Below are 24241 nucleotides of genomic sequence, written 5' to 3' on the forward strand. Positions count from 1 at the left end.
CGGATTGAACGCAATGGACATTGCAGAGTCCGTAACTCACGGAAAGTCATAGGGAATTGGTAGTGCCAGGACTCTTCAACAAAAAATCCAATACGCTGCTGGGCATCGATATCAGCTCCACCTCGGTAAAACTTCTGGAGTTGAGCCGTCAGGGTGAGCGTTTTCGAGTCGAGGCGTATGCGGTCGAGCCGTTGCCGATCGGCGCGGTGATCGAAAAGAATATCGCCGAGCTCGAAGGCGTGGGGCTGGCCCTTGCGCGTGCGCTGGCCAAGGCCAGAACCGGCCTCAAGAACGTGGCCGTGGCCGTGGCGGGCTCGGCGGTGATCACCAAGACCATCGAGATGGAGGCCGGTCTATCCGAGGACGAGATGGAAAGCCAGCTGAAGATCGAGGCTGACCAGTACATTCCTTATCCCCTGGACGAAGTTGCGATCGACTTTGAAGTCCAGGGCACCTCCGGACGCAATCCCGAGCGCGTCAACGTGCTGCTCGCCGCTTGTCGCAAGGAAAATGTCGAAGTCCGCGAGGCGGCCCTGGCCCTGGCGGGGCTGACCGCCCGTGTGGTCGATGTCGAAGCCTACGCGCTGGAGCGTTCATTCGAATTGCTGGCCAGCCGGCTCACGGTTTCCGGGGAACCTTCGACGGTTGCAGTGGTGGACATCGGCGCCACCATGACCACCCTGAGCGTGCTGCACAACGGGCGGATCATCTACACCCGCGAGCAACTGTTCGGCGGACGGCAGTTGACCGAGGAAATCCAGCGTCGCTATGGCCTGACGCTGGAGCAGGCGGGGTTGGCGCAAAAAAAGGGCGGTCTGCCGGGTGACTATGCCGGTGAGGTCTTGCAGCCATTTTGCGAGGCGCTGGTGCAGCAGGTGTCGCGCTCGTTGCATTTCTTCTTTGCCTCCGGCCAGTACAGCGCCGTCGACCATGTCCTGTTGGCCGGCGGTACCGCGTCGATCCCGGGGCTGGACCGTTTGATCGAGCAGCAATTGGGCACGCCGACCCAGGTCGCGAACCCTTTTTGCGAAATGACTCTGGGCAGCAAGGTCAATGGTGCTGCCCTGGCGAGTGATGCCCCGGCGTTGATGATCGCCTGCGGTCTGGCCCTCAGGAGCTTCGACTGATGGCACGGATCAACCTTTTACCCTGGCGCGAGGAGCGGCGTGAAGTTCGCCGCAAGCGCTTCCTGCTGGTCCTGGTGGCGGCAATGGTGGGTGCGATGGGTGCGGTGCTGGTCGCGAACCAGGTCATCAGCGGTGCCATCGACCGGCAAGTCGCCCGTAACGATTACATCGGCAAGCAAGTCGCCGTGATCGATGAACGGATCACCCAGATCAATGATCTCAAGGCGCGTCGTCAGCAATTGGTCGAGCGCATGGATGTCATCCAGGACCTGCAAGGTAATCGCCAAATCAGCGGGCGGATATTTGACCAGTTAGCGCGAGCCCTGCCCGATGGCGTGTATTTCACCGAGGTGAAAATGAGCGCAAAGACCTTGTCCATCACCGGCGCTGCTCAATCCAACAACCGTGTTTCAGAATTGATGCGCAACCTCGAGGCATCAGACTGGTTCGATGCGCCGAGCCTGACCGAAGTCAAGGCCAGGGCTGCGGGTCAGGTGGAGCAGGCCAACGTCTTCCAGTTGACCGTTCGCCAGACTCAGCCCGCAAAACCGGAGGAGGGCAAATGAGCCTGTCCGAATGGTTCGAAGGGCTGCGCGAGATCGACATCAATGACCTGGATACCAGCAACATGGGTTCCTGGCCGCCGGCGATCAAGTTTCTGGTGGCTGGTTTGCTCGTGCTTCTGGTGATGACCTTTGGCTATAGCTTTTCCACCCGCGACCTTGTGAGCCAGCTCGATCTCAAGCGCGAGGAAGAGTCGACTCTCAAGGAGCAGTTCGCCGGCAAAGCCCGCATGGCGGCAAATCTGGATCTCTACACCCAGCAGTTGAAGGAGATGGAGAACGCCTTCGACGTACTGCTGCGACAACTGCCCAGCGACACCGAAGTGCCCGGCTTGCTGGAAGACATCACGCGTACGGGCCTCGGCAGCGGCCTGGAGTTTGAAGAGATCAAGTTGCTGCCGGAGGTCGCCCAGCCGTTCTACATCGAACTGCCGATCCAGATCACAGTCACCGGGGATTACCACGACCTGGCCACCTTCGTCAGTGGTGTGGCCGGGTTGCCGCGAATCGTCACCTTGCACGATTTCGACCTTGCCCCCGTCAGCCCCAAGGGTGGCCCGAAGCTGCGCTTGATCATCCTCGCCAAGACCTACCGCTACAACGACAAGGGACAGCATCAATGAGCCCGGCACGTTGTTTTTCGGTGGTGGTGTTGCTGTCTGCCCTGTCCGGTTGTGGCGCAGGTGATGACTACACCGATCTGGACGCGTACATGAACGAAATGCGCCTGCACGGGCCGGGGAAGATTGAACCAACGCCGGTATTCCAGTCTCACCCGGCATTCACTTACAACGCGACGAATCTGCGTAGCCCGTTTTCGCCGCAGATCAGCACTGATCTGGTAGCCCGGCGGCGGGGTTCGCATGACGTCAAACCCGACCCGGGTCGGGTCAGGCAGTACCTCGAAGGCTTCAACATCGAGCAGTTTGAAATGGTCGGCACCCTTTCCAATGCAACGGGCTCCTATGCCCTGTTGCGCGGGGCGGGTGGGGTGCACCGGCTGAAAGTCGGCGATTACCTGGGGCGTAACGACGGACGGATCGTTGCGATCAGCGGCTCTCAAGTCGATGTGGTTGAAATTGTCCCTGATGGTCAGGGGGCGTGGCTGGAGCGCCCCCGGACCATTTCCTTGAAAGAGCACTCATAGTGGAACTCCAATAATGAACAGGATTCTTTCCACCGTCGGCCTTTCGCTATGGATAGCGTTGTTGTCGCCGATGGTGCAAGCGGCCAATCTCAAGGCGCTGGATGTCGCTGCGCTGCCGGGTGACCGTGTCGAGTTGAAGTTGTCATTCGATGCACCGCCCCCGGTGCCCCACGGCTACACGACGGATTCGCCGGCCCGGATTGCCCTGGATTTGCCGGGTGTCACCAGTCAGTTGGCCAGCAAGACTCGCGATCTCGGCAGTGGAAATGCCCGTAGTGCGACGGTGGTGGAAGCCCGGGACCGTACGCGATTGATCATCAACCTGACCCAGCCGGCCCCGTATGACTCGCGAATTGAAGGCAACAATTTGCTGGTAGTTGTCGGCCAGGGAGTCAAACCGTCGACATCCAGGCCGGCGGTTACCGCAACGTCGGTCCCGGCACGAGCCGCCGCGACGGCAGGCAAGGCCATTCGGGGGGTGGATTTCCAGCGGGGAACCCAGGGCGAAGGCAACGTGGTGATCGATTTGTCGGATCCATCGATTGCGCCCGACATACAAGAGCGCGAGGGCAAGATCATCGTCGGGTTTGCCAAAACCCGATTGCCCGAGCCATTGCGCGTGCGTCTGGACGTGAAGGATTTCGCCACGCCAGTGCAGTTCGTCAATGCCAGCGCGAGCGGAGATCGAGCCGTCATCAGCATTGAGCCCGGCGGCACGTTCGATTACTCGACCTATCAGACTGACAATAAGCTCACGGTCAGCGTTCGCCCGGCGACGGTCGACGAGCTGCAAAAGCGCAATGTCGGGCAACAGGCCTACAGCGGCGAGAAGCTATCGCTGAATTTCCAGGACATCGATGTGCGCTCGGTGCTGCAGCTGATCGCCGATTTCACCAACCTCAATCTGGTGGCCAGCGACACGGTCCAGGGGGGAATTACCCTGCGCCTGCAGAACGTACCGTGGGATCAGGCGCTGGATCTGGTGCTGAAAACCAAGGGGCTGGACAAGCGCAAGGTCGGCAATGTCCTGCTTGTTGCGCCGGCCGATGAAATTGCTGCCCGTGAGCGTCAGGAGCTCGAATCACAGAAGCAGATTGCCGATCTGGCGCCGTTGCGTCGGGAGCTGTTGCAGGTCAATTACGCCAAGGCGGCGGACATCGCCAAGCTCTTCCAGTCGGTGACCAGTGCCGAAGCGAAACCCGACGAACGGGGGTCGATCACCGTCGATGAGCGCACCAACAACATCATTGCCTACCAGACCCAGGACCGGCTGGACGAGCTGCGCAGGATTGTCACGCAACTGGATATCCCGGTGCGTCAGGTGATGATCGAGGCGCGCATTGTCGAGGCCAACGTCGACTATGACAAAAGCCTCGGGGTGCGCTGGGGCGGCTCGATACAGAACAAGGGCAACTGGAACACCTCCGGCGTCAGCAACGGACTCAATGGGTCATCGACCATCGGAACGCTCGGCAGTACCAGCACCAATTCGCCGTTCGTCGACATGGGTGTAGCCAACAATACCTCGGGAATCGGCATCGCGTTCATCACCGATAACGTCTTGCTGGACCTGGAGCTGACGGCCATGGAAAAAACCGGCAACGGGGAAATCGTCTCGCAGCCCAAGGTGGTCACGTCCGACAAGGAAACCGCGAAAATCCTCAAGGGCACCGAGATTCCCTATCAGGAGGCCAGTTCCAGCGGCGCGACTTCGGTGTCGTTCAAGGAGGCTTCGCTTTCGCTGGAGGTGACGCCGCAGATCACGCCCGACAACCGGATCATCATGGAGGTCAAGGTCACCAAGGACGAGCCGGATTACCTCAACAAGGTCCAGGATGTACCGCCCATCAAGAAAAACGAAGTCAACGCCAAGGTCTTGGTCAACGATGGCGAGACCATCGTCATTGGCGGCGTTTTCTCAAATACTCAGAGCAAGGTTGTAGATAAGGTGCCATTTCTTGGCGATGTGCCGTATCTTGGCCGCCTTTTCCGGCGTGATGTGGTTTCGGAGAAAAAATCCGAGCTGTTGGTATTCCTCACTCCGCGTATCATGAATAATCGGGCGATTGCTGTGAGTCATTGATTCTGTGCGAAATTTGATTCTTGTTGGACCGATGGGTGCTGGAAAAAGCACCATCGGCCGGTTGCTGGCCAAAGAGCTGCGCCTGCCATTCAAAGATTCCGATAAGGAAATTGAATTGCGCACGGGCGCCAATATCCCTTGGATCTTCGATAAGGAAGGCGAACCGGGCTTTCGTGATCGCGAGCAGGCAATGATTGCCGAGCTGTGCGATTGCGACGGTGTGGTGCTGGCGACAGGCGGGGGCGCGGTCATGCGCGAAGCCAATCGTCGGGCACTGCATGCCGGTGGGCGAGTGGTTTATCTGCATGCGTCGGTCGAGCAGCAGGTCGGTCGCACGTCCCGCGACCGCAACCGGCCACTGTTGCGTACCGCCGATCCGGCCAAGACCCTTCGGGATCTATTGGAGATCCGCGATCCGCTATATCGGGAAATTGCCGACCTGGTGGTCGAAACCGATGAGCGGCCCCCACGAATGGTCGTACTCGATATTCTAGAGCGTCTGCAGCAGTTGCCACCCCGTTAAAGCGCCGCGCGAAATGCGCTATCCTCGGCGTCTCGCCATGACCGCTCAAGGTTGTGGCGGATGGCTACCGAACGGCGTCACACCAGCGGAGGCCGTGGATATTCGTTAACTCAGGGCAGAACGCCTGATTCCATCTTCACTGTGGGGACACATGCAGACACTCAAGGTCGATCTAGGCGAGCGCAGCTACCCGATTCATATTGGCGAAGGTTTGTTGGATCAGCCCGAGCTGCTGGCCCCGCACATTCGCGGACGGCAAGTAGCGATCATCTCCAACGAGACTGTTGCGCCGCTCTATCTCGAGCGTCTGACCCGCAGCCTGGCGCAGTTCTCGGTGATTTCCGTGGTACTGCCCGACGGCGAAGCCTTCAAGACCTGGGAAACCCTGCAGCTGATTTTCGACGGTCTGCTGACCGCCCGGCATGACCGCCGTACCACGGTGATCGCCCTCGGTGGCGGTGTGATCGGTGACATGGCCGGCTTTGCCGCCGCCTGCTACCAGCGCGGCGTCGATTTCATCCAGGTTCCGACCACGCTGCTGTCGCAGGTCGACTCCTCGGTGGGCGGCAAGACCGGAATCAACCATCCGATGGGCAAGAACATGGTCGGCGCCTTCTATCAGCCGAACGTGGTGCTGATCGATACCGCCAGCCTCAATACCTTGCCGGCGCGCGAGCTGTCCGCCGGGCTGGCCGAAGTCATCAAGTACGGGCTGATCTGTGATGAGCCGTTCCTGACCTGGCTCGAAGACAATGTCGACCGCCTGCGCAATCTGGACCAGCAAGCCCTGACCTATGCCATCGAGCGCTCCTGCGCGGCGAAGGCGGCGGTGGTCGGTGCCGATGAGAAAGAGACGGGCGTTCGTGCCACCTTGAACCTGGGCCACACGTTTGGCCACGCCATCGAAACCCACATGGGCTATGGTGTATGGCTTCATGGTGAGGCAGTGGCTGCTGGCACTGTAATGGCGCTGGAAATGTCCGCGCGACTCGGCTGGATCAGCGAGCAGGAGCGTGATCGCGGCATTCGTCTGTTCCAGCGTGCGGGGCTGCCGGTCATTCCGCCGCAAGAGATGACAGAAGCCGATTTCCTCGAACACATGTCCATTGATAAAAAAGTGATCGACGGTCGTTTGCGCCTGGTGCTGCTGCGCCACATGGGCGAAGCGGTGGTGACCGACGATTATCCGAAAGAGGTTCTACAGGCCACGCTGGGGGCAGACTACCGCGCCCTGGCTCAGCTTAAAGGTTAATAAGAACACGATGACTAGTTTGCATGCCGACGAGGCTTTCCTCGGCCATTACCAGTTGAGTCATGACCCTTTTGCTCCACGGGTGCCTGGCTTCAAATTTTTCCCGGCCCAGCGCAAACCCGTGCTGGGACAACTGCATCACCTGGCCCGCTACAGCCAGTTGCTGCTGGTGGTCACCGGTCCCGAGGGCAGTGGCAAGACCCTGTTGCGTCAGGCCCTGGTCGCCAGCACCAACAAGCAATCGGTACAAAGTGTGGTGGTTTCTGCCCGCGGCGCCGGCGATGCGGCCGGTGTGCTGCGCCAGGTGGCCCAGGCGCTGAGCGTCGGCCAGGCTGATGCCGACGCGATTCTGGCACAGGTGGTGCAGCTTGCACTGACCGGCCAGGAAGTCTATCTGCTGGTCGATGACGCGGAACAACTCGACGAGTCCGCCCTTGAGGCTCTGATGGTCCTGGCTGCCGGCGCGCCTGAAGGCCGCCCGCATGTGTTCCTGTTCGGCGAGACCTCGATGATCGGTCAGCTAGAGGCTTTGCATCTCGAGGAAGAGCGTTTCCACGTCATCGAGTTGCAGCCCTACACCGAAGAAGAAACCCGCGAATATCTGGAGCAGCGGCTCGAAGGCGCGGGTCGCGGTATCGAACTTTTCACCGCGGATCAGATCTCTGATATTCACGAAAGCTCGGAAGGTTGGCCTGGCAGCATCAATCAGGTCGCCCGCGATGCAATGATCGAAGCCATGATCGCCAGCCGCTCAGCGGTCAAGCGTCCAAAAATGGGGTTCAATATGCCGAAGAAACACGTATTGGCGATTTCCGCCGTGGTCGTGGTCGCGGTAGCTGCCGCCTGGTTGATTCCAGGTCGCAACAAGGCACCGACCACCGGTGCGCCGTCCAATGAACAGGCGCAACTGCCGCTTGGCCAGGGCCAGCCAACCGCGAATGGCGGTGCTCCGGCCGTCGAGTTCGCCGGCAACACGCAGCCGATGCCATTGCCGTTGGTCGGTAACTCACAGCCGGTCATGCGCGCCCCGCTGGCTGAAGCCGCAGGCGGCATCACCGAAGGCGACGACGGCGTTCCGGTCGAGGGTTCCAGCGCTACGCCGCCGACGGTTACCACAACCGCACCTCCTGTGGGCGTTCCTGCCGGCCCTGCGCCGACACCGACACCGACACCAGCGGCCAAGCCGACGCCTGCGCCGACCCAGGTCGCCACCGCCAAGCCAGCGCCTGCTCCAGTGGCCAAGCCTGCTCCAGCGCCAGCCAAGCCAGCCGTTGCTGCGGCGGCCAAGCCAGCCGAGAAACCGGCTCCGGCGGCCAAGGCTGCTGGCGGCACCTGGTATGCCGGTCAGGCACCGGGCAACTACGTGGTGCAGATCCTCGGCACCAGCTCCGAAACTGCCGCACAAAGCTTCGTCAAGGAGCAGGGCGGCGAGTACCGTTATTTCAAGAAAGTCCTCAATGGCAAGCCGCTCTACGTGATCACCTACGGCAACTTCGCCAATCGTGATGCAGCCGTTTCCGCCATCAAGGCCTTGCCAGCGAAGGTTCAGGCTGGTAAACCTTGGCCTCGCACTGTCGCCAGCGTCCAACAGGAACTGGCAACAACTCGCTGAAGATTCGGCGGCCTTACCCAGGCCGCCTCTCCAAGCACCTCAAAATTTCTACAAGTGCACGCCGCCTTCAGGGGCTGTTGGCACTTGCTGACGACCGCGACGCAGACCCATTTGGCGCTGGGCAAGGCGCGAGGAACGCAGTTTGGTTTTTCCAAATAAGTTCCGAGCAACGCTGCCCAGCGCCAAATGGGGCGCGTCCCTTCGGGTTGCGCGCCAACGTGCGCGAGGCTGCGTTGCGGGATTTGCCAAGGGAACAACCATTGGCGGCATCCCGCGCCTTGCCTCGCGCACGTTGGCGCGCAACGCGGTTCGCCAGCAAGCGCCAACATCCCCTGCGGCTGCGTGCCTTGTGGTGTCTGCGTCACAGTAGTCTTTGAGTCGTTGCGGTCAAAATTAAAAAAAGTTTTGACTAGCACAGCAGATCGCTTTAAACCTTTCACAAATGCGACATAGATTTGCGACATTTCGTCGTCAAATTTGTGAGCCTCTGTGTCGGTGTGTACAATGACCTCCCTTTTGCCCCCGCAAAGCTGACGTACGTTCGGCGCGGTTGGTAAGTGGTTGAATTGAAAAGAAATTTGCTTCGCGAGAAGCAGCCTGGTGAGAAAGTGTCTATGAAAGCAGGTCTGTACCAACCAGATGAATTCAAGGATAACTGCGGTTTCGGCCTGATAGCCCATATGCAGGGCGAGCCCAGTCATACCCTTTTGCAAACGGCCATTGAGGCCCTGACCTGCATGACCCACCGCGGTGGGATTAATGCCGACGGCAAGACCGGTGACGGTTGCGGTCTGCTGATTCAAAAGCCGGACGTGTTCCTGCGAGCGATCGCCCAGGAAACCTTCGGCGTCGAAATGCCCAAGCAATACGCTGTGGGCATGGTCTTCTTCAACCAGGACCCGGTCAAAGCCGAAGCCGCTCGCGAGAACATGAACCGCGAAATCCTGGCCGCCGGTCTGCAACTGGTCGGCTGGCGCAAAGTGCCGATCGACACCAGCGTCCTCGGCCGCCTGGCCCTTGAGCGCCTGCCGCAGATCGAGCAGGTGTTCATCGGCGGTGAAGGCCTGAGCGATCAGGACATGGCCGTCAAGCTGTTCACCTCCCGTCGTCGCTCGTCCGTGGCCAACGCCGCCGACACCGACCACTACGTGTGCAGCTTTTCGCACAAGACCATCATTTATAAAGGCCTGATGATGCCGGCGGACTTGACCGCCTTCTATCCGGACCTGAGCGATGAGCGCCTGCAAACCTCGATTTGCGTGTTCCACCAGCGCTTCTCCACCAACACCCTGCCGAAATGGCCGCTGGCTCAACCGTTCCGCTTCCTGGCGCACAACGGCGAGATCAACACCATCACCGGCAACCGCAACTGGGCCGTGGCCCGTCGCACCAAGTTCACCAACGACCTGATGGATCTGGAAGAGCTCGGCCCGCTGGTCAACCGCGTGGGTTCCGACTCCTCCAGCATGGACAACATGCTCGAACTGATGGTCACCGGTGGCATCGACCTGTTCCGTGGCGTGCGGATGATCATTCCGCCTGCGTGGCAGAACGTCGAGACCATGGACCCGGATCTGCGTGCGTTCTACGAATACAACTCGATGCACATGGAGCCGTGGGACGGCCCGGCCGGCGTGGTAATGACCGATGGTCGTTACGCGGTGTGCCTGCTCGACCGTAACGGCCTGCGTCCGGCGCGTTGGGTCACCACCAAGAACGGCTTCATCACCCTGGCCTCGGAAATCGGTGTCTGGAACTACCAGCCTGAAGACGTGATCGCCAAGGGCCGTGTGGGCCCGGGCCAGATCTTTGCCGTGGACACCGAAACCGGTCAGATCCTCGACACCGATGCGATCGACAACCGCCTGAAGTCCCGTCATCCGTACAAGCAATGGCTGCGCAAGAATGCCCTGCGCATCCAGGCGACCATGGAAGACAACGACCACGGTTCGGCGTTCTACGATGTCGATCAGCTCAAGCAATACATGAAGATGTACCAGGTCACGTTCGAAGAGCGCGACCAGGTGCTGCGTCCGCTCGGTGAGCAAGGCTACGAAGCCGTGGGCTCGATGGGCGACGATACGCCGATGGCCGTGCTGTCCCAGCGCGTGCGCACGCCGTACGACTATTTCCGCCAGCAGTTCGCGCAGGTCACCAACCCGCCGATCGACCCGCTGCGTGAAGCCATCGTCATGTCGCTGGAAATCTGCCTCGGTGCCGAGCGCAACATCTTCCAGGAGTCGCCGGAACACGCTTCGCGCGTGATCCTCAGCTCGCCGGTCATTTCCCCGGCCAAGTGGCGCTCGCTGATGAACCTCGATCGTCCGGGCTTCGAGCGCGCGATCATCGACCTCAACTACGACGAGAGCGTCGGCCTGGAAGCGGCGATCCGCAACGTGGCCGATCAGGCTGAAGAAGCCGTGCGCGCCGGTCGTACCCAGGTCGTGCTGAGTGACCGTCACATTGCCCCAGGCAAGCTGCCGATCCACGCTTCGCTCGCCACCGGTGCGGTGCATCACCGCCTGACCGAGAAAGGCCTGCGTTGCGACTCCAACATCCTGGTGGAAACCGCGACCGCTCGCGATCCGCACCACTTCGCCGTGTTGATCGGTTTCGGCGCCTCTGCCGTTTATCCGTTCCTGGCCTACGAAGTGCTGGGCGACCTGATCCGTACCGGTGAAGTGCTGGGCGACCTCTACGAGGTGTTCAAGAACTACCGTAAAGGCATCACCAAAGGCCTGCTCAAGATCCTGTCGAAGATGGGTATCTCGACCATCACTTCGTACCGTGGTGCGCAGTTGTTCGAAGCCATCGGCCTGTCCGAGGAAGTTTGCAACCTGAGCTTCCGTGGCGTGCCAAGCCGCATCAAGGGTGCGCGTTTCGTCGACATCGAAGCCGAGCAGAAAGCCCTGGCCACCGAAGCCTGGAGCCCGCGCAAGCCGATCCAGCAGGGTGGATTGCTGAAGTTCGTCCATGGTGGCGAGTATCACGCGTACAACCCGGACGTGGTCAACACCCTGCAAGCCGCTGTGCAGCAGGGCGACTACAGCAAGTTCAAGGAATACACGTCGCTGGTGGACAACCGCCCGGTGTCGATGATCCGCGACCTGCTGAAAGTCAAAACCCTCGACACTCCATTGGACATCAGCGAGATCGAACCACTGGAATCGGTGCTCAAGCGCTTCGACTCCGCCGGTATCTCCCTGGGCGCCCTGTCGCCGGAAGCTCACGAAGCCCTGGCCGAAGCCATGAACCGCCTCGGTGCGCGTTCCAACTCCGGTGAAGGCGGCGAAGACCCGGCGCGCTACGGCACCATCAAGAGCTCGAAAATCAAGCAGGTTGCCACCGGCCGTTTCGGTGTGACCCCGGAATACCTGGTCAACGCTGAAGTGCTGCAGATCAAGGTCGCCCAGGGCGCCAAGCCCGGCGAAGGTGGTCAGCTGCCAGGCGGCAAGGTCAACGGTCTGATCGCCAAGCTGCGTTACGCAGTACCAGGCGTGACCCTGATTTCGCCACCGCCGCACCATGACATCTATTCGATCGAAGACTTGTCGCAGCTGATTTTCGACCTGAAACAAGTCAACCCGAAGGCGCTGGTCTCGGTGAAGCTGGTAGCAGAAGCGGGCGTCGGCACCATCGCCGCCGGTGTGGCCAAGGCCTACGCGGACTTGATCACCATCTCCGGTTATGACGGTGGTACCGGTGCATCGCCACTGACCTCGATCAAGTACGCGGGCGCTCCGTGGGAACTCGGCCTTGCCGAAACCCACCAGACCCTGCGTGGCAACGACCTGCGCGGCAAGGTCCGTGTACAGACCGACGGCGGCCTGAAAACCGGCCTCGACGTGATCAAGGCGGCCATCCTCGGTGCTGAAAGCTTCGGCTTCGGCACCGCGCCAATGATCGCCCTGGGCTGCAAATACCTGCGCATCTGCCACCTGAACAACTGCGCCACCGGCGTCGCGACCCAGAACGAGAAGCTACGCAAGGATCACTACATCGGTACCGTCGACATGGTGGTGAATTTCTTCACCTACGTCGCCGAAGAAACCCGTGAGTGGCTGGCCAAGCTGGGCGTGCGCTCCCTCGAAGAGCTGATCGGCCGTACCGATCTGCTGGAAATCCTCGAAGGCCAGACCGCCAAGCAGCATCACCTGGACCTGACCCCGTTGCTGGGCAGCGACCACGTGCCGGCGGACAAGCCGCAGTTCTGTGGCGTTGAACGCAACCCGCCGTTCGACAAGGGCCTGCTGGCCGAGAAAATGGTCGACATGGCCACCTCGGCGATCAACGACCTGAGCGGCGCTGAATTCGCCCTGGATATCTGCAACTGCGACCGTTCCATCGGCGCACGGATCTCCGGCGAAATCGCGCGCAAGCACGGTAACCAGGGCATGGCCAATGCGCCGGTCACGTTCCGCTTCAAGGGCACTGCCGGTCAGAGCTTCGGCGTGTGGAACGCCGGTGGCCTGCACATGTACCTGGAAGGCGACGCCAACGACTACGTCGGCAAAGGCATGACCGGCGGCAAGCTGGTCATCGTTCCGCCGAAGGGCAGTGTCTACCGCACCCAGGACAGTGCCATCATCGGCAACACCTGCCTGTACGGCGCCACTGGCGGCAAGCTGTTCGCCGCCGGCACCGCGGGCGAGCGTTTCGCCGTGCGTAACTCCGGTGCCCACACCGTCGTGGAAGGCACTGGCGATCACTGCTGCGAGTACATGACCGGTGGTTTCGTCTGCGTCTTGGGCAAGACCGGTTACAACTTCGGCTCTGGCATGACCGGCGGTTTCGCCTACGTGCTCGACCAGGACAACACCTTCGTTGACCGGGTCAACCACGAACTGGTGGAAATCCAGCGGATCAGCGGCGAGGCGATGGAAGCCTACCGCAGCCACCTGCAACGCGTGCTGAACGAATACGTCGAGGAAACCGACAGCGAGTGGGGTCGTGAACTCGCCGAGAACCTCGATGATTACTTGCGTCGTTTCTGGCTAGTCAAACCTAAGGCGGCGAGCTTGAAATCTCTGCTCTCCAGTACTCGTGCGAATCCGCAGTAACGACGCAGCTGCAAGCGGCAAGCTTCAAGCCGCAAGTTAACAGCAGTGCGCGTTGTGCCTGCCACCGTGATTGTCTTGCAGCTTGAAGCTTAGAGCTTGAAGCTGTCGTGTAAGAGGTTTTGAAGATGGGCGAACGACTCAGCAACGACTTCCAATTCATCGAGGTCGGGCGCAAGGATCCGAAGAAGAAACTGTTGCGTCAACGCAAGAAAGAGTTCGTGGAAATCTACGAACCCTTCAAACCCCAGCAGTCGGCCGACCAGGCACACCGCTGCCTGGGTTGCGGTAACCCGTATTGCGAATGGAAGTGCCCGGTGCACAACTTCATTCCCAACTGGCTGAAGCTGGTGGCCGAGGGCAACATCCTCCAGGCCGCCGAGCTGTCGCACCAGACCAACACCCTGCCGGAAGTCTGCGGCCGGGTGTGCCCGCAGGATCGTCTGTGCGAGGGTGCCTGCACCCTCAACGACGGCTTCGGCGCGGTGACCATCGGTTCGGTGGAGAAGTACATCACCGACACCGCGTTCGCCATGGGCTGGCGTCCGGACATGTCCAAGGTCAAGCCGACCGGCAAGCGTGTCGCGATCATCGGTGCCGGGCCTGCGGGCCTGGGCTGTGCCGACGTGCTGGTGCGTGGCGGCGTGACCCCGGTGGTGTTCGACAAGAACCCGGAAATCGGCGGTCTGCTGACCTTCGGCATTCCCGAGTTCAAGCTGGAAAAGACCGTGCTGAGCAATCGTCGCGAAGTCTTCACCGGCATGGGCATCGAGTTCCGCCTCAACACCGAGGTGGGCCAGGACGTGACCATGGAGCAACTGCTCGAAGAATACGATGCCGTGTTCATGGGCATGGGCACCTACACCTATATGAAGGGCGGCTTTGCCGGGGAAGATCTGCCGGGCGTGTACGACGCGCTGGACTTCCTGATCGCCAACGTCAACCGCAACCTGGGCTTTGAAAAGTCGCCGGAAGATTTCGTCGACATGAAAGGCAAGAAGGTCGTGGTACTGGGCGGTGGCGACACGGCGATGGACTGCAACCGTACGTCGATCCGCCAGGGCGCCAAGTCGGTGACCTGCGCCTATCGTCGTGACGAAGCAAACATGCCGGGCTCGCGCAAAGAGGTGAAGAACGCCAAGGAAGAAGGCGTGAAATTCCTCTACAACCGCCAGCCGATTGCCATCGTTGGTGAAGACAAGGTCGAAGGCGTGAAGGTGGTCGAGACCCGTCTCGGCGAGCCGGACGCCCGTGGTCGTCGCAGCCCCGAGCCGATCCCGGGCTCCGAAGAGATCATCCCGGCCGACGCCGTGGTCATCGCTTTCGGTTTCCGCCCGAGCCCGGCGTCGTGGTTCGAGCAGTTCGAGATCCAGACCGACAGCCAGGGCCGTGTTGTGGCACCTGAGCAAGGTCAGTACAAGCACCAGACCAGCAACCCGAAGATCTTCGCCGGTGGCGACATGGTGCGCGGTTCGGACCTGGTAGTGACGGCGATCTTCGAAGGCCGTAATGCGGCGGAAGGGATCCTGGATTATCTGGGGGTCTAAACCCTGATTCTGAGCCGAATGCAGTAAAAATGTGGGAGCGGGCTTGCTCGCGAAGAGGGAGTATCAGTCGACAGTTTTGTTGCCTGACACACCGCATTCGCGAGCAAGCCCGCTCCCACAGTTGTTTCGCGGTGTTGCTAAACTCTGTATTTCATTGCGACAAATTGACCCGAAAGACAAAAGCCTCCGCTCTTGCCGTGCCTTTTGCGCCCGGCTCTGAGAAAATGCCCTCACTTTTTTTCCGGATGCCGACATGACTGCCCTGAAGAACGACCGTTTCCTGCGCGCCCTGCTCAAGCAACCCGTAGACGTCACCCCCGTGTGGATGATGCGTCAGGCCGGTCGCTACCTGCCTGAATACCGCGCCAGCCGTGCCAAGGCCGGCGATTTCATGAGCCTGTGCATGAACCCGGCGTTCGCTTGCGAAGTCACGATGCAGCCGCTCGACCGCTATCCACAACTGGACGCGGCGATTCTCTTTTCCGACATCCTGACCATCCCCGATGCCATGGGTCAGGGTCTGTATTTCGAAACCGGCGAAGGTCCGCGCTTCAAGAAAGTCGTCAGCACCCTGGCTGACATCGAAGCCCTGCCGATTCCTGATCCGCAAAAAGACCTGGGTTACGTGATGGACGCGGTCAGCACCATCCGCCGCGAACTGAACGGCCGTGTGCCGCTGATCGGCTTCTCCGGCAGCCCGTGGACCCTGGCGACCTACATGGTCGAAGGCGGTTCGTCGAAAGACTTCCGCAAGACCAAGGCCATGCTCTACGACAACCCACAAGCCATGCACCTGCTGCTGGATAAACTCGCGCAGTCGGTCACCAGCTACCTCAACGGCCAGATCATGGCCGGTGCCCAAGCGGTGCAGATCTTCGACACTTGGGGCGGCAACCTGTCGGCGGCGGCGTACCAGGAGTTCTCCCTGGCCTACATGAAGAAAATCGTCAGCGGTTTGATCCGCGAGCATGAAGGCCGCAAGGTGCCGGTGATCCTGTTCACCAAGAACGGCGGCCTGTGGCTGGAAAGCATCGCCGACGCCGGTGCTGATGCACTGGGCCTGGACTGGACCTGCGACATCGGTAATGCCCGCGTCCGTGTTGGCGACAAGGTCGCGCTGCAAGGCAACATGGACCCGACCGTGCTCTACGCCAAGCCGGAAGCGATTCGCGCGGAAGTCGGGCGCATCCTGGCCAGCTACGGCAAAGGCAGCGGCCACGTGTTCAACCTCGGCCATGGCATCACGCCGGAAGTCGATCCGGAACATGCCGGCGCGTTCCTGCGCGCGGTACATGAGCTGTCGGCGCAGTATCACGAATAGCGATTGTCCGTTTTCAAAAAGCCTGTCCCGCCTAGTGCCGGACAGGTTTTTTTATGCCGATTAAAAGCTCAATCGATAAAGCATTACTAGCTGTAAGAATGTTTTCTTTCTTTGTCGGACCGAGGAATGGAGAGACTGTTCCTGCCTCGCGTGTTGATTACTCCTACATAGAACTTTCTTCCATCCCCGTAAGGTTTCAGGCTCTTGTCCGGCGTATCGCCGAACAGTCACGAAGCGAACAGGGGTGCCCACAAGGCGCCCTGTTTTCGATAAGCAGTCTGGAATACATCATGAAAATTACATTTGATAAAAGAAGTGCTTTAACGGCCTGCACTTCATCGATGATCCTGTTATCGGCAATGCTGGCCTCTCAAACCGTTTCCGCCCATGGCTATCTGGAAGTGCCGCCTTCGCGCGCGTTGGCTTGCCAGAAAGGCTTGAACACCAACTGCGGTGGCGCCCAGTACGAGCCGCAGAGTGTCGGTGAAACCTTCAAAGGCTTTCCGGCAGGCGTCGGCAGTGCTCCCTTGCAGGGGCCGGTCGATGGCAAGATCGCCAGTGGTGGTCACGCGCTGTTCTCTGCCATGGATGCACAGTCCGCCACCCGTTGGCACCTGACTGAAATCAAGGACCGCAACATCGATTTCAAGTGGCATTACACAGCGGTTCACCCGGCCACCAAGCACGAGTATTTCATCACCCGCAACGGCTGGAATCCGAACGAATCGCTCAAACGCACCACCTTTGAAAGCACGCCGTTCTGCACCATCAACGGCGACAACAAGCGTCCGGAGTCCAGCGACAAGCACAACTGCAACATTCCGGCAGACAAGTCTGGCCATCACGTCGTCCTGGCCATCTGGACCGTGGGCGATACCGATGCCGCGTTTTACAACGCTGCGGATCTGAACATCCTGGCGGAGCCTGAGCTGCCTGGCGGCTGGTCCTCCGTAGGCAGCATTGCGCCTTCGACGGCGCTGCTGGTGGGCGACAAGGTCAAGGCCCGGGCGTTCACCGCCAATGGCGAGAGCCCGGACTACAGTGTCGAAATCAGCATCGATAACGCTGAAGACGGCACGGCGCAAAACTGGTCGTTCAAGCTGGCCGAAAAAATCAACCAGACCCACAGCCTTGTTCGTGCCGGTATCCGCGACGAGAGTGGTAATGTCGAGCCGGTCAAAGGCACCAACAGCCTCTACGCACAAAAAGAAAGCGGGGTAGTCCGCTACGAAGTGCAACTGGACATGAAGGAGGACACCGCTGCGCGCATGGCGGTGGCCTCGCAGCAAGCCGAATACGTCCTGGATAAAGGCCGGGCGAAGGTCGAGTTCAGCATGATCGCGAACCGTGCGATGAACGTCGAAGCCACCTTGCTCGACCAGAGCAACAAACCGGTAGGCACCACCTCTACACAAGTGGCCAGTGGCTCCACCTCGCTGTCCATGGATGTGCGCAGCAACCCCGGCGCACACACTCTGACCCTGGTCGGCACTACCCTGGATGGCCGTACGACCCGTCAGGACACCCAGACCACCCAACTGACCGGTGAGGGTGCCGGCATCGAATACGACTTCGTGTTCCCTGAAGGCCTCAGCGACTACAAAGCCGGCACCAAGGTGCTGCATCCGAAGACCAACGAAGTCTTTGAGTGCAAGCCGCTCCAAGAGTCGGGTTACTGCAAGCAGTACAGCCCCTCCGCCAACGGTTATGAACCGGGTGTCGGTGCTCACTGGCACATGGCGTGGAACAAGTTGTAAGTCCCCCTCGTAGCACTTCAGGCGATCGGTAGCCGATCGCCTGAAGCTTTATTCCCTTGATGTTGATCGAGTTGAAAATGACGGTTTCGGGTTATTCCAGACAGCGCGTGCTGCTGCATTGGTTGTCTGCGGCGGTGATCCTGTGGACCTTGCTGTCTGGTTTTCTTGTGGCCGGTTTCGAGGTGTCTGCGCACACCAAAGAGTCGGTTGCGTTCTTCAATGTTTCGCTGACGACAGTGTTCATACCGTTTTACCTGTGGCGCCTGTTTCTGTTTTTCACTCATACCCGTTTTTCGGGCATGCGGTCGTTGTCGCTTGTCGAGGTGCTCGCACTGTTCGTGCACTCATCGATTTACCTCATCGTCGGTGCCGTTCTGCTGACTGGCGTGTTGATGATGGATCGCCCGATCAATGTATTCGGGGTTATCGAGATCGCTCAGCCGTTAAGCGATCCACGACTGATCGAATTGTTCGTCAAGGTCCACACGTGGGCGTGTGTGGTGTTGTCGCTGCTGCTGGCCGTCCACATCGGCGCCGTTATCGTGCATGAGGCCTGCAACCACCGGGTGCTGCGACGTATGTCTTTGCGCCTGTGCGGCAAGCCTGGGCCCGGGCGACTTGAGTGAGGCCATGGTGATGTTTTCGCGCGAGCGCTTGACCGGACTGGCCTTGCTCCTGGGCAAGGCGAGCCTGTTGGTCGTGCCGTTGGTCTACGGGGCATTCCTGGGCTGGCAGGAGTGGCGCTATCGCGAACAGTTGGTGTTGCCAGCACCGCTCGCGGCCTCGCGAGCCGCTCCCGCACCCCCTCAAGCGCTCGACGCAACGGCGGTTGCAACGGTGCTCGGTCTGACCACGGGTGCCGAATTGCTGCCGAGCGCGGAACCGCTGACCTTGAAGGCAAGCTTCGTCGTCACCCACGGCTTGTCCCGGGTGCTGCTGGCGGACTCGCAAGGCGCGCGCATCTACCAGGTCGGCGAGCGCTTGCCCGGTGGCAGCGTCTTGCGTCGCGTCGAGCCCGATCACGCGGTGTTGTGGAGCAAGGGCCGAGAGGAACTGTTGACGCTCCAGCCTCCCGTCACGGGTTTTCTGCAACGGCTCGACCCCCACGGCAAGCCACAAGTGCCCAGTATTTCTCCGCGTTTTTTTAGCCCGCTTGCCGGGTCGACAGAGTGATCAAGTTCATGAATAGCTTTCTCGGTGCGCAAGCACTGCGACCGGTGATTTTTTTCGTCGCCATGGTGGTAACGCTTTCCCATGGCGCGCTTCAGGCCGAGGAAGAAAAGTGGCAACTGGCGATGAACAACGCAGAGCTGCGCGACATCGTCGAAGAGATCTCCAACATTCTGGGGACCACCGTAGTGCTGGACCCCAAAGTCTCCGGTCGAGTCACGGTCATGTCCCGGCAGGCCCTCGATCGTGAAGGGGTGCGCCGGTTGTTCTATTCGGTGCTCGATGCCCACAACTTCACGGTGATCGATGAGGGCGACCGGATCCTCATCACCCCCGTCGCCGAGGCCAAGACCCGTGCCGGCCAGGGCACGGTCAAAACCACCACGGCGTCGCAGTTCGTGACCGAAGTCATCGGCTTGAACACCGGTAGCGCCACTGATATTGCCGGGTTGGTGCGGCCATTGGTCTCTGCCAATGGTTATGTCGGCCCTTCGGTGTCGGCCAACGCGTTGGTGCTGACCGATACGGCTGCCAATGTGAAGCGCATCGCCCGGGTGATCCGCGAACTGGACTCCGGTCAGAACAACCTGTACGCGGTGGTCCAGCTCAAGCATGCCCTGGCGGGCGATGTCGCGCCGGTGATCGAGGCCTCCATGGGCAAGCGCAATGCCGATTCAGCGATACAGGTACTGGCCGACACCAGGACCAATCGCCTGATTTTCATTGGCCCGCCGGTCGTTCGCCAGCGCCTGATCGAGCTGGCCCGAGGTCTGGATACGCCGGCCACCACGACCCTCGACAATGCCCGGGTGATTCGCCTGCGTCACAGCGATGCCAAGCAGTTGGCCGAGATTCTTGAGTCGATGGGGCAGGGCAGAAAACAGGTGGCCACCGTCGGCAGCGCCAAAGATTCATCTGGTGGTGCAGCCTTCATGATCAAGGCCGATGAAAGCCAGAACGCGCTGGTGCTGATTGCCGAACCAGCCCAGGTACGGACCATCGAAAACATCGTGCGTCAGCTGGACCAGCCACGGGCTCAGGTGTTGATCCATGCCGCCATCGTCGAAATCTCCGGCGACATCGCCGAGGCCGTTGGTGTGCAGTGGAACCTCAACACAGGCAACGCCAAGGGCTTCATCAACTTTCCCGGCACCGACATTCCGATCGTCGGTGGGCTGAAGTTCGACGAGAAGAGATCAGCGCCAGAAGGGGCGATCCTGCAACTGGGCGGTGACCGCTTCGGTGCGCTGGTTTCGGCGCTGGCCAGCAACACCCACAGCAACCTGCTGTCCACGCCGAGCCTGTTGACCCTGGACAATCAGGAAGCCGAGATCATCGTCGGCCAGAACGTGCCGTTCAAGACCGGTTCCTACGCCACCAACAGCAACGGTGCGGAGAATCCGTTCACCACCGTCGAGCGCAAGGACGTTGGCATCAGCCTGAAGATCAAGCCTTACATCAACGAAGGCTCGACGTTGCGCCTGGAGGTCGAGCAGGAAGTGTCGGACATCGCACCGTCGGTATCGGGCATCGACTCCTCGGACCTGATCACCAACAAGCGAGCGCTCAAGAGCACCATCCTCGCCGACGATGGCGAAATCATCGTGATCGGCGGCCTGATCAGGGACAGCGTGCGTACCCAGAAAAGCGGCGTGCCGCTGCTGCGAGACATTCCCTACCTCGGCGCGTTGTTCCGCTGGAGCCGCGACACCCAGACCAAAAGCAACCTGATGGTGTTCTTGCGCCCGACCATCGTGCGCAGCAAGGAAGACCTGTCCCAGGTCAGCCAGCAGCGGTACAACGCGCTGCGTGACTTGAGCAAATCAGGGGCGGGGGAAAACAACTCGCTGTTGCTGCCATCCGAGGCGCGCGGGTTGTTCGAGTCGGCCAGCGACGCGCCAGTATTCGATTTGCGCGGCAAGGCGCAGTGAACCCATGAGCGAACTCTGCGAGCAACTGCCCTTCGGCTTCGCCCGGCGTTTTGGTGTGTTGCTGGAGCATGACGGCGACGACTTGCGTCTTGCCCTGCGCAGTGATGCGCCGCTCACCGCATTGGCGGAAGCGCGCCGGGTGTGCGGGCGGGCATTGCCGTTTCAAATCGTCGGGGCCGATGAGTACGCCTCGCGCCTGGCGGCGGCCTATCGCGAGGGGCACAGTGCGATGGAGCAAGTTGCCCAAGGGCTGGACGAAGAACTGGACTTGCTCAGCCTGGTCGATCAGGTCCCGCAAACCGCCGACCTGCTGGAGCAACAGGGCGACGCGCCGATCATTCGCCTGATCAACGCGCTGCTCGGTGAAGCGGTGCGTGAGCATGCCTCGGATGTGCACCTGGAAACCTTCGAGCAGTACCTGTCGGTGCGTATGCGAGTGGATGGCCAACTGCGTGAAATGCTCAGGCCCAAGCGCGAACTGGCGACCCTGCTGGTGTCGCGGATCAAGGTCATGGCGCGCCTGGACATCGCGGAAAAACGCGTGCCCCAGGATGGGCGAATGGCCTTGCGCCTGGCCGGGCATGAAGTCGATGTGCGGGTTTCGACGCTGCCTTCGGCCCATGGCGAACGGGTGGTGCTGCGCTTGCTCGACAAGCAGGCCGGGCGGCTGGATTTGCATCGGCTGGGCATGCCGGACGATACCCTCGCGGCCCTGCGTCATCTGTTGGGCAAGCCCCACGGCATTCTGCTAGTGACCGGGCCGACCGGTTCCGGCAAGACTACCAGCCTGTACGCCGCGCTGAGCAGCCTGAATGACCAGACCCGCAACATTCTCACGGTCGAAGACCCGATCGAATATCACCTGCCGGGTGTCGGCCAGATGCCAGTCAATCCGAAGGTCGACATGACCTTCGCCCGGGGCCTGCGGGCGATTTTGCGCCAGGATCCGGACGTAGTGATGGTTGGCGAAATCCGTGACCGCGAAACCGCTGAGATCGCTGTCCAGGCGTCCTTGACCGGGCATCTGGTGCTTTCGACCCTGCACACCAACAGTGCGGTCGGAGCGGTCACACGGCTGGTAGACATGGGCGTCGATGCCTATCTGCTGGCGTCCTCGCTGGTGGGCATTCTGGCCCAGCGTCTGCTGCGCACCTTGTGCCCCCATTGCAAGGTTGCGTACCTCGCCGATGCGGCGGCCTGCCAGCGCCTGGGGCTCGACACGAGCACGCCGCACACCCTGTTCAAGGCCTCGGGCTGTGAACAGTGCCAGCACGGCTATCGCGGACGTATCGGCATTTACGAACTGATCAGCGTAACACCCGCAGTCTCGGCGCTGATCCATCAGGGCGCCAGTGAGCAAATCCTCGTCGACGAAACGCGCAAGGTCTCGCGCAGCCTGTTCCTGGACGGGCGCCAGCGAGTGCTGGAAGGATTGACCAGCCTCGATGAGTTGCTGCGTGTGACCCAGGAGAACTGACCAGTGCCGACCTTCGACTACCGCGCCCACGACGCCCAGGGACGATCCTGCAAGGGACGGCTGGAGGCCGATGGACCCCGCCATGGGAGACAGTTGTTGCGTGAACGTGGTTTGTGGCCGCGTGTGTTGACCGAGGTCCGGGGCGGCGGCGGTGCGGGCCGGCAGTCGCGAGGTGGACGCCTGAGTGCTGCTGATCTGGCGCTGTTGACGTTGCAACTGTCAACGCTGGTTCAGGCCGGACTGCCCCTGGAAGAAGCGCTCGATGCGGTGGCGAAGCAGAGCTCAAAGCGCAAGGTTGCGGGCTTGCTCTCGGCGGTCAGGAGCCGGGTCATGGAAGGCCACGCCCTGGCCTCGGCACTGGGGCAATTTCCACGAGCCTTCCCCGAGTTGTTCCGCGCCACCGTGGCCGCTGGAGAACGCTCGGGGCATCTGGGCCAAGTGCTGGAGCAACTGGCGGCCTACACCCAGGCCCGCCAGGCCTCGCGGCAAAAGATCCAGATGGCTCTGGTGTACCCGTTGATCCTGATGTTGGCCAGTGTGGCGATCGTCGGTTTTCTGCTCGGTTATGTGGTGCCGGATGTGGTGAAGATCTTCGTCGACAGCGGCCAGCCGTTGCCCTGGCTGACCCAGGCGCTGATCGGCGTGAGTAACGGCCTGCGCGACCATTTCCTGTTGTTGATGAGCGTACTGGCGACGCTGTTCGGCCTGTGGCGCTGGAGCTGGCAGCAACCGAAATGGCGTCTGCGTTGGCATCGTTGGGTGCTGAATGCGCCCGTCCTCGGTGAAGTGCTGCGTGCCATGGAAGCCGCACGGTTTGCCAGCACCCTGGCAATCCTCGGCAAAAGTGCCGTGCCCTTGGTGGACGCCCTGGAAATTGCTGCCGCGGTCATCGGCAATCTGACCATCCGTGCGCGGATGGTCGATGTCGCCCGCTCGGTCCGCGAAGGCGGAACGCTGACCCGCGGCCTGGAACTGAGCGGCGACATTCCGCCGATGATGCTGCACATGATCGCCAGCGGCGAACGTGCCGGCGAGCTCGACCGCATGCTGGCCAGGGCCGCCGAACAACAGGAAAACAGCCTCGCCGCGCGCATTGCGCTGGTGGTGAGCCTCTTCGAGCCGGCGATGCTTGTGCTGATGGGCGGCGTCGTGCTGCTGATCGTCATGGCCATCCTGCTCCCGATTCTCAGCCTCAACCAATTGGTGAATTGATCCATGCAACCTGTCCGCAAAAACCTTTCCCGTGCGCAACGCGGTTTTACCCTGATCGAAATCATGGTGGTGGTGGTCATCATCGGCGTGCTGGGGGCCATTGTGGTGCCACAGTTCATGAGCCGCCCCGATCAAGCCAAGGTCACTGCCGCCAGAATCGATATCCAGGCCATCGCCACCGCCCTGGAAATGTACCGCCTCGACAACGCCCATTACCCCTCGACCCAGCAAGGCCTGGAAGCGTTGGTCAAACGTCCCTCCGGACTGCCCGCGGCACGGGGCTGGAACCCTCAGGGTTACCTCAAGAGCATGCCGGTCGACCCGTGGAACATGCCTTATCAGTACCTCAATCCGGGTGTGCGATCGGTAGACGGCACTTACGACCTGTATTCCCTGGGCGCCGATGGCGTAGCGGGCGGCGAAGGGTTTGCAGCCGAAATCGGCAATTGGGGCCATTGATCC

The 24241-nt window shown here is 60.9% G+C and carries 18 protein-coding genes; all 18 read left to right on the forward strand.

The annotated features are described in order from the left end of the window. Positions 1 to 62: 62 nt before the first annotated feature. The gene (locus tag VC35_RS09960) at positions 63 to 1127 is read left to right on the forward strand and encodes a pilus assembly protein PilM (RefSeq protein ID WP_046039641.1); all 1065 of its coding nucleotides are present in this window, start codon (positions 63 to 65) and stop codon (positions 1125 to 1127) included. After that, entirely contained in the window at positions 1127 to 1693 is a 567-nt protein-coding gene (locus VC35_RS09965) for a PilN domain-containing protein (protein ID WP_046039643.1), read from the forward strand. Before VC35_RS09960 ends, VC35_RS09965 begins: the two co-directional genes overlap by 1 nt. After that, the gene (locus tag VC35_RS09970; RefSeq protein ID WP_046039645.1) at positions 1690 to 2313 is read left to right on the forward strand and encodes a type IV pilus inner membrane component PilO; all 624 of its coding nucleotides are present in this window, start codon (positions 1690 to 1692) and stop codon (positions 2311 to 2313) included. Before VC35_RS09965 ends, VC35_RS09970 begins: the two co-directional genes overlap by 4 nt. Beyond that, positions 2310 to 2837, forward strand: coding sequence for a pilus assembly protein PilP (locus VC35_RS09975; protein ID WP_046039648.1), 528 nt, complete (start codon positions 2310 to 2312; stop codon positions 2835 to 2837). The genes VC35_RS09970 and VC35_RS09975 overlap by 4 nt, the downstream gene beginning before the upstream one ends. A 13-nt stretch (positions 2838 to 2850) precedes the next feature. Then, positions 2851 to 4920 carry a type IV pilus secretin PilQ gene (gene pilQ / locus VC35_RS09980; protein ID WP_046039650.1) on the forward strand — a complete coding sequence of 690 codons (2070 nt, stop codon included), beginning with the start codon at positions 2851 to 2853 and terminating at the stop codon, positions 4918 to 4920. 4 nt (positions 4921 to 4924) lie between these two features. Beyond that, a complete protein-coding gene (gene aroK, locus VC35_RS09985) occupies positions 4925 to 5443 on the forward strand; it encodes a shikimate kinase AroK (RefSeq protein ID WP_046039652.1) in 519 nt (172 codons plus the stop codon). Between the two features lie 151 nt (positions 5444 to 5594). After that, positions 5595 to 6695: a 3-dehydroquinate synthase gene (gene aroB, locus VC35_RS09990; protein WP_046039654.1), complete on the forward strand. Its 1101-nt coding sequence runs from the start codon at positions 5595 to 5597 to the stop codon at positions 6693 to 6695. A 10-nt stretch (positions 6696 to 6705) separates the two neighbouring features. After that, the gene (locus VC35_RS09995; protein WP_046039655.1) at positions 6706 to 8307 is read left to right on the forward strand and encodes an AAA family ATPase; all 1602 of its coding nucleotides are present in this window, start codon (positions 6706 to 6708) and stop codon (positions 8305 to 8307) included. A 614-nt stretch (positions 8308 to 8921) separates the two neighbouring features. Then, the gene (gene gltB, locus VC35_RS10000; protein WP_046039656.1) at positions 8922 to 13367 is read left to right on the forward strand and encodes a glutamate synthase large subunit; all 4446 of its coding nucleotides are present in this window, start codon (positions 8922 to 8924) and stop codon (positions 13365 to 13367) included. A 125-nt stretch (positions 13368 to 13492) separates the two neighbouring features. Then, the gene (locus VC35_RS10005) at positions 13493 to 14911 is read left to right on the forward strand and encodes an FAD-dependent oxidoreductase (protein WP_046039657.1); all 1419 of its coding nucleotides are present in this window, start codon (positions 13493 to 13495) and stop codon (positions 14909 to 14911) included. 253 nt (positions 14912 to 15164) lie between these two features. Further along, entirely contained in the window at positions 15165 to 16232 is a 1068-nt protein-coding gene (gene hemE, locus VC35_RS10010) for a uroporphyrinogen decarboxylase (protein ID WP_046039658.1), read from the forward strand. A gap of 290 nt (positions 16233 to 16522) precedes the next feature. Next, complete coding sequence (gbpA, locus tag VC35_RS10015) at positions 16523 to 17989, forward strand: N-acetylglucosamine-binding protein GbpA (RefSeq protein WP_046039659.1); 1467 nt, start codon at positions 16523 to 16525, stop codon at positions 17987 to 17989. Positions 17990 to 18066: 77 nt separating this feature from the next. Next, positions 18067 to 18615 (forward strand): cytochrome b, encoded by a 549-nt coding sequence (locus tag VC35_RS10020; RefSeq protein WP_046039984.1) that lies wholly within the window; start codon positions 18067 to 18069, stop codon positions 18613 to 18615. A 4-nt stretch (positions 18616 to 18619) separates the two neighbouring features. Then, positions 18620 to 19162: a hypothetical protein gene (locus VC35_RS10025; protein ID WP_046039660.1), complete on the forward strand. Its 543-nt coding sequence runs from the start codon at positions 18620 to 18622 to the stop codon at positions 19160 to 19162. Positions 19163 to 19170: 8 nt separating this feature from the next. Then, a complete protein-coding gene (gene gspD / locus VC35_RS10030; RefSeq protein ID WP_046039661.1) occupies positions 19171 to 21090 on the forward strand; it encodes a type II secretion system secretin GspD in 1920 nt (639 codons plus the stop codon). A 4-nt stretch (positions 21091 to 21094) separates the two neighbouring features. Beyond that, positions 21095 to 22567 carry a type II secretion system ATPase GspE gene (gene gspE, locus VC35_RS10035; protein WP_046039662.1) on the forward strand — a complete coding sequence of 491 codons (1473 nt, stop codon included), beginning with the start codon at positions 21095 to 21097 and terminating at the stop codon, positions 22565 to 22567. Positions 22568 to 22570: 3 nt separating this feature from the next. After that, positions 22571 to 23779, forward strand: a complete 1209-nt coding sequence (gene gspF / locus VC35_RS10040; protein ID WP_046039663.1) for a type II secretion system inner membrane protein GspF — start codon at positions 22571 to 22573, stop codon at positions 23777 to 23779. Between the two features lie 3 nt (positions 23780 to 23782). Further along, positions 23783 to 24238: a type II secretion system major pseudopilin GspG gene (gene gspG, locus VC35_RS10045; RefSeq protein WP_046039664.1), complete on the forward strand. Its 456-nt coding sequence runs from the start codon at positions 23783 to 23785 to the stop codon at positions 24236 to 24238. The last annotated feature ends 3 nt before the right edge of the window (positions 24239 to 24241 follow it).

This window comes from Pseudomonas fluorescens (assembly GCF_000967965.1).
In the GTDB taxonomy this organism is placed as follows: domain Bacteria; phylum Pseudomonadota; class Gammaproteobacteria; order Pseudomonadales; family Pseudomonadaceae; genus Aquipseudomonas; species Aquipseudomonas grandcourensis.

Coding starts and splice junctions, on each gene's coding strand:
- VC35_RS09965 (WP_046039643.1), top strand. CDS start 1,127: ATGGCACGGATCAACCTTTTACCCTGGCGCGAGGAGCGGCGTGAAGTT.
- VC35_RS09970 (WP_046039645.1), top strand. CDS start 1,690: ATGAGCCTGTCCGAATGGTTCGAAGGGCTGCGCGAGATCGACATCAAT.
- VC35_RS09975 (WP_046039648.1), top strand. CDS start 2,310: ATGAGCCCGGCACGTTGTTTTTCGGTGGTGGTGTTGCTGTCTGCCCTG.
- pilQ (WP_046039650.1), top strand. CDS start 2,851: ATGAACAGGATTCTTTCCACCGTCGGCCTTTCGCTATGGATAGCGTTG.
- aroB (WP_046039654.1), top strand. CDS start 5,595: ATGCAGACACTCAAGGTCGATCTAGGCGAGCGCAGCTACCCGATTCAT.
- VC35_RS09995 (WP_046039655.1), top strand. CDS start 6,706: ATGACTAGTTTGCATGCCGACGAGGCTTTCCTCGGCCATTACCAGTTG.
- gltB (WP_046039656.1), top strand. CDS start 8,922: ATGAAAGCAGGTCTGTACCAACCAGATGAATTCAAGGATAACTGCGGT.
- VC35_RS10005 (WP_046039657.1), top strand. CDS start 13,493: ATGGGCGAACGACTCAGCAACGACTTCCAATTCATCGAGGTCGGGCGC.
- hemE (WP_046039658.1), top strand. CDS start 15,165: ATGACTGCCCTGAAGAACGACCGTTTCCTGCGCGCCCTGCTCAAGCAA.
- gbpA (WP_046039659.1), top strand. CDS start 16,523: ATGAAAATTACATTTGATAAAAGAAGTGCTTTAACGGCCTGCACTTCA.
- VC35_RS10020 (WP_046039984.1), top strand. CDS start 18,067: ATGACGGTTTCGGGTTATTCCAGACAGCGCGTGCTGCTGCATTGGTTG.
- VC35_RS10025 (WP_046039660.1), top strand. CDS start 18,620: ATGGTGATGTTTTCGCGCGAGCGCTTGACCGGACTGGCCTTGCTCCTG.
- gspD (WP_046039661.1), top strand. CDS start 19,171: ATGAATAGCTTTCTCGGTGCGCAAGCACTGCGACCGGTGATTTTTTTC.
- gspE (WP_046039662.1), top strand. CDS start 21,095: ATGAGCGAACTCTGCGAGCAACTGCCCTTCGGCTTCGCCCGGCGTTTT.
- gspG (WP_046039664.1), top strand. CDS start 23,783: ATGCAACCTGTCCGCAAAAACCTTTCCCGTGCGCAACGCGGTTTTACC.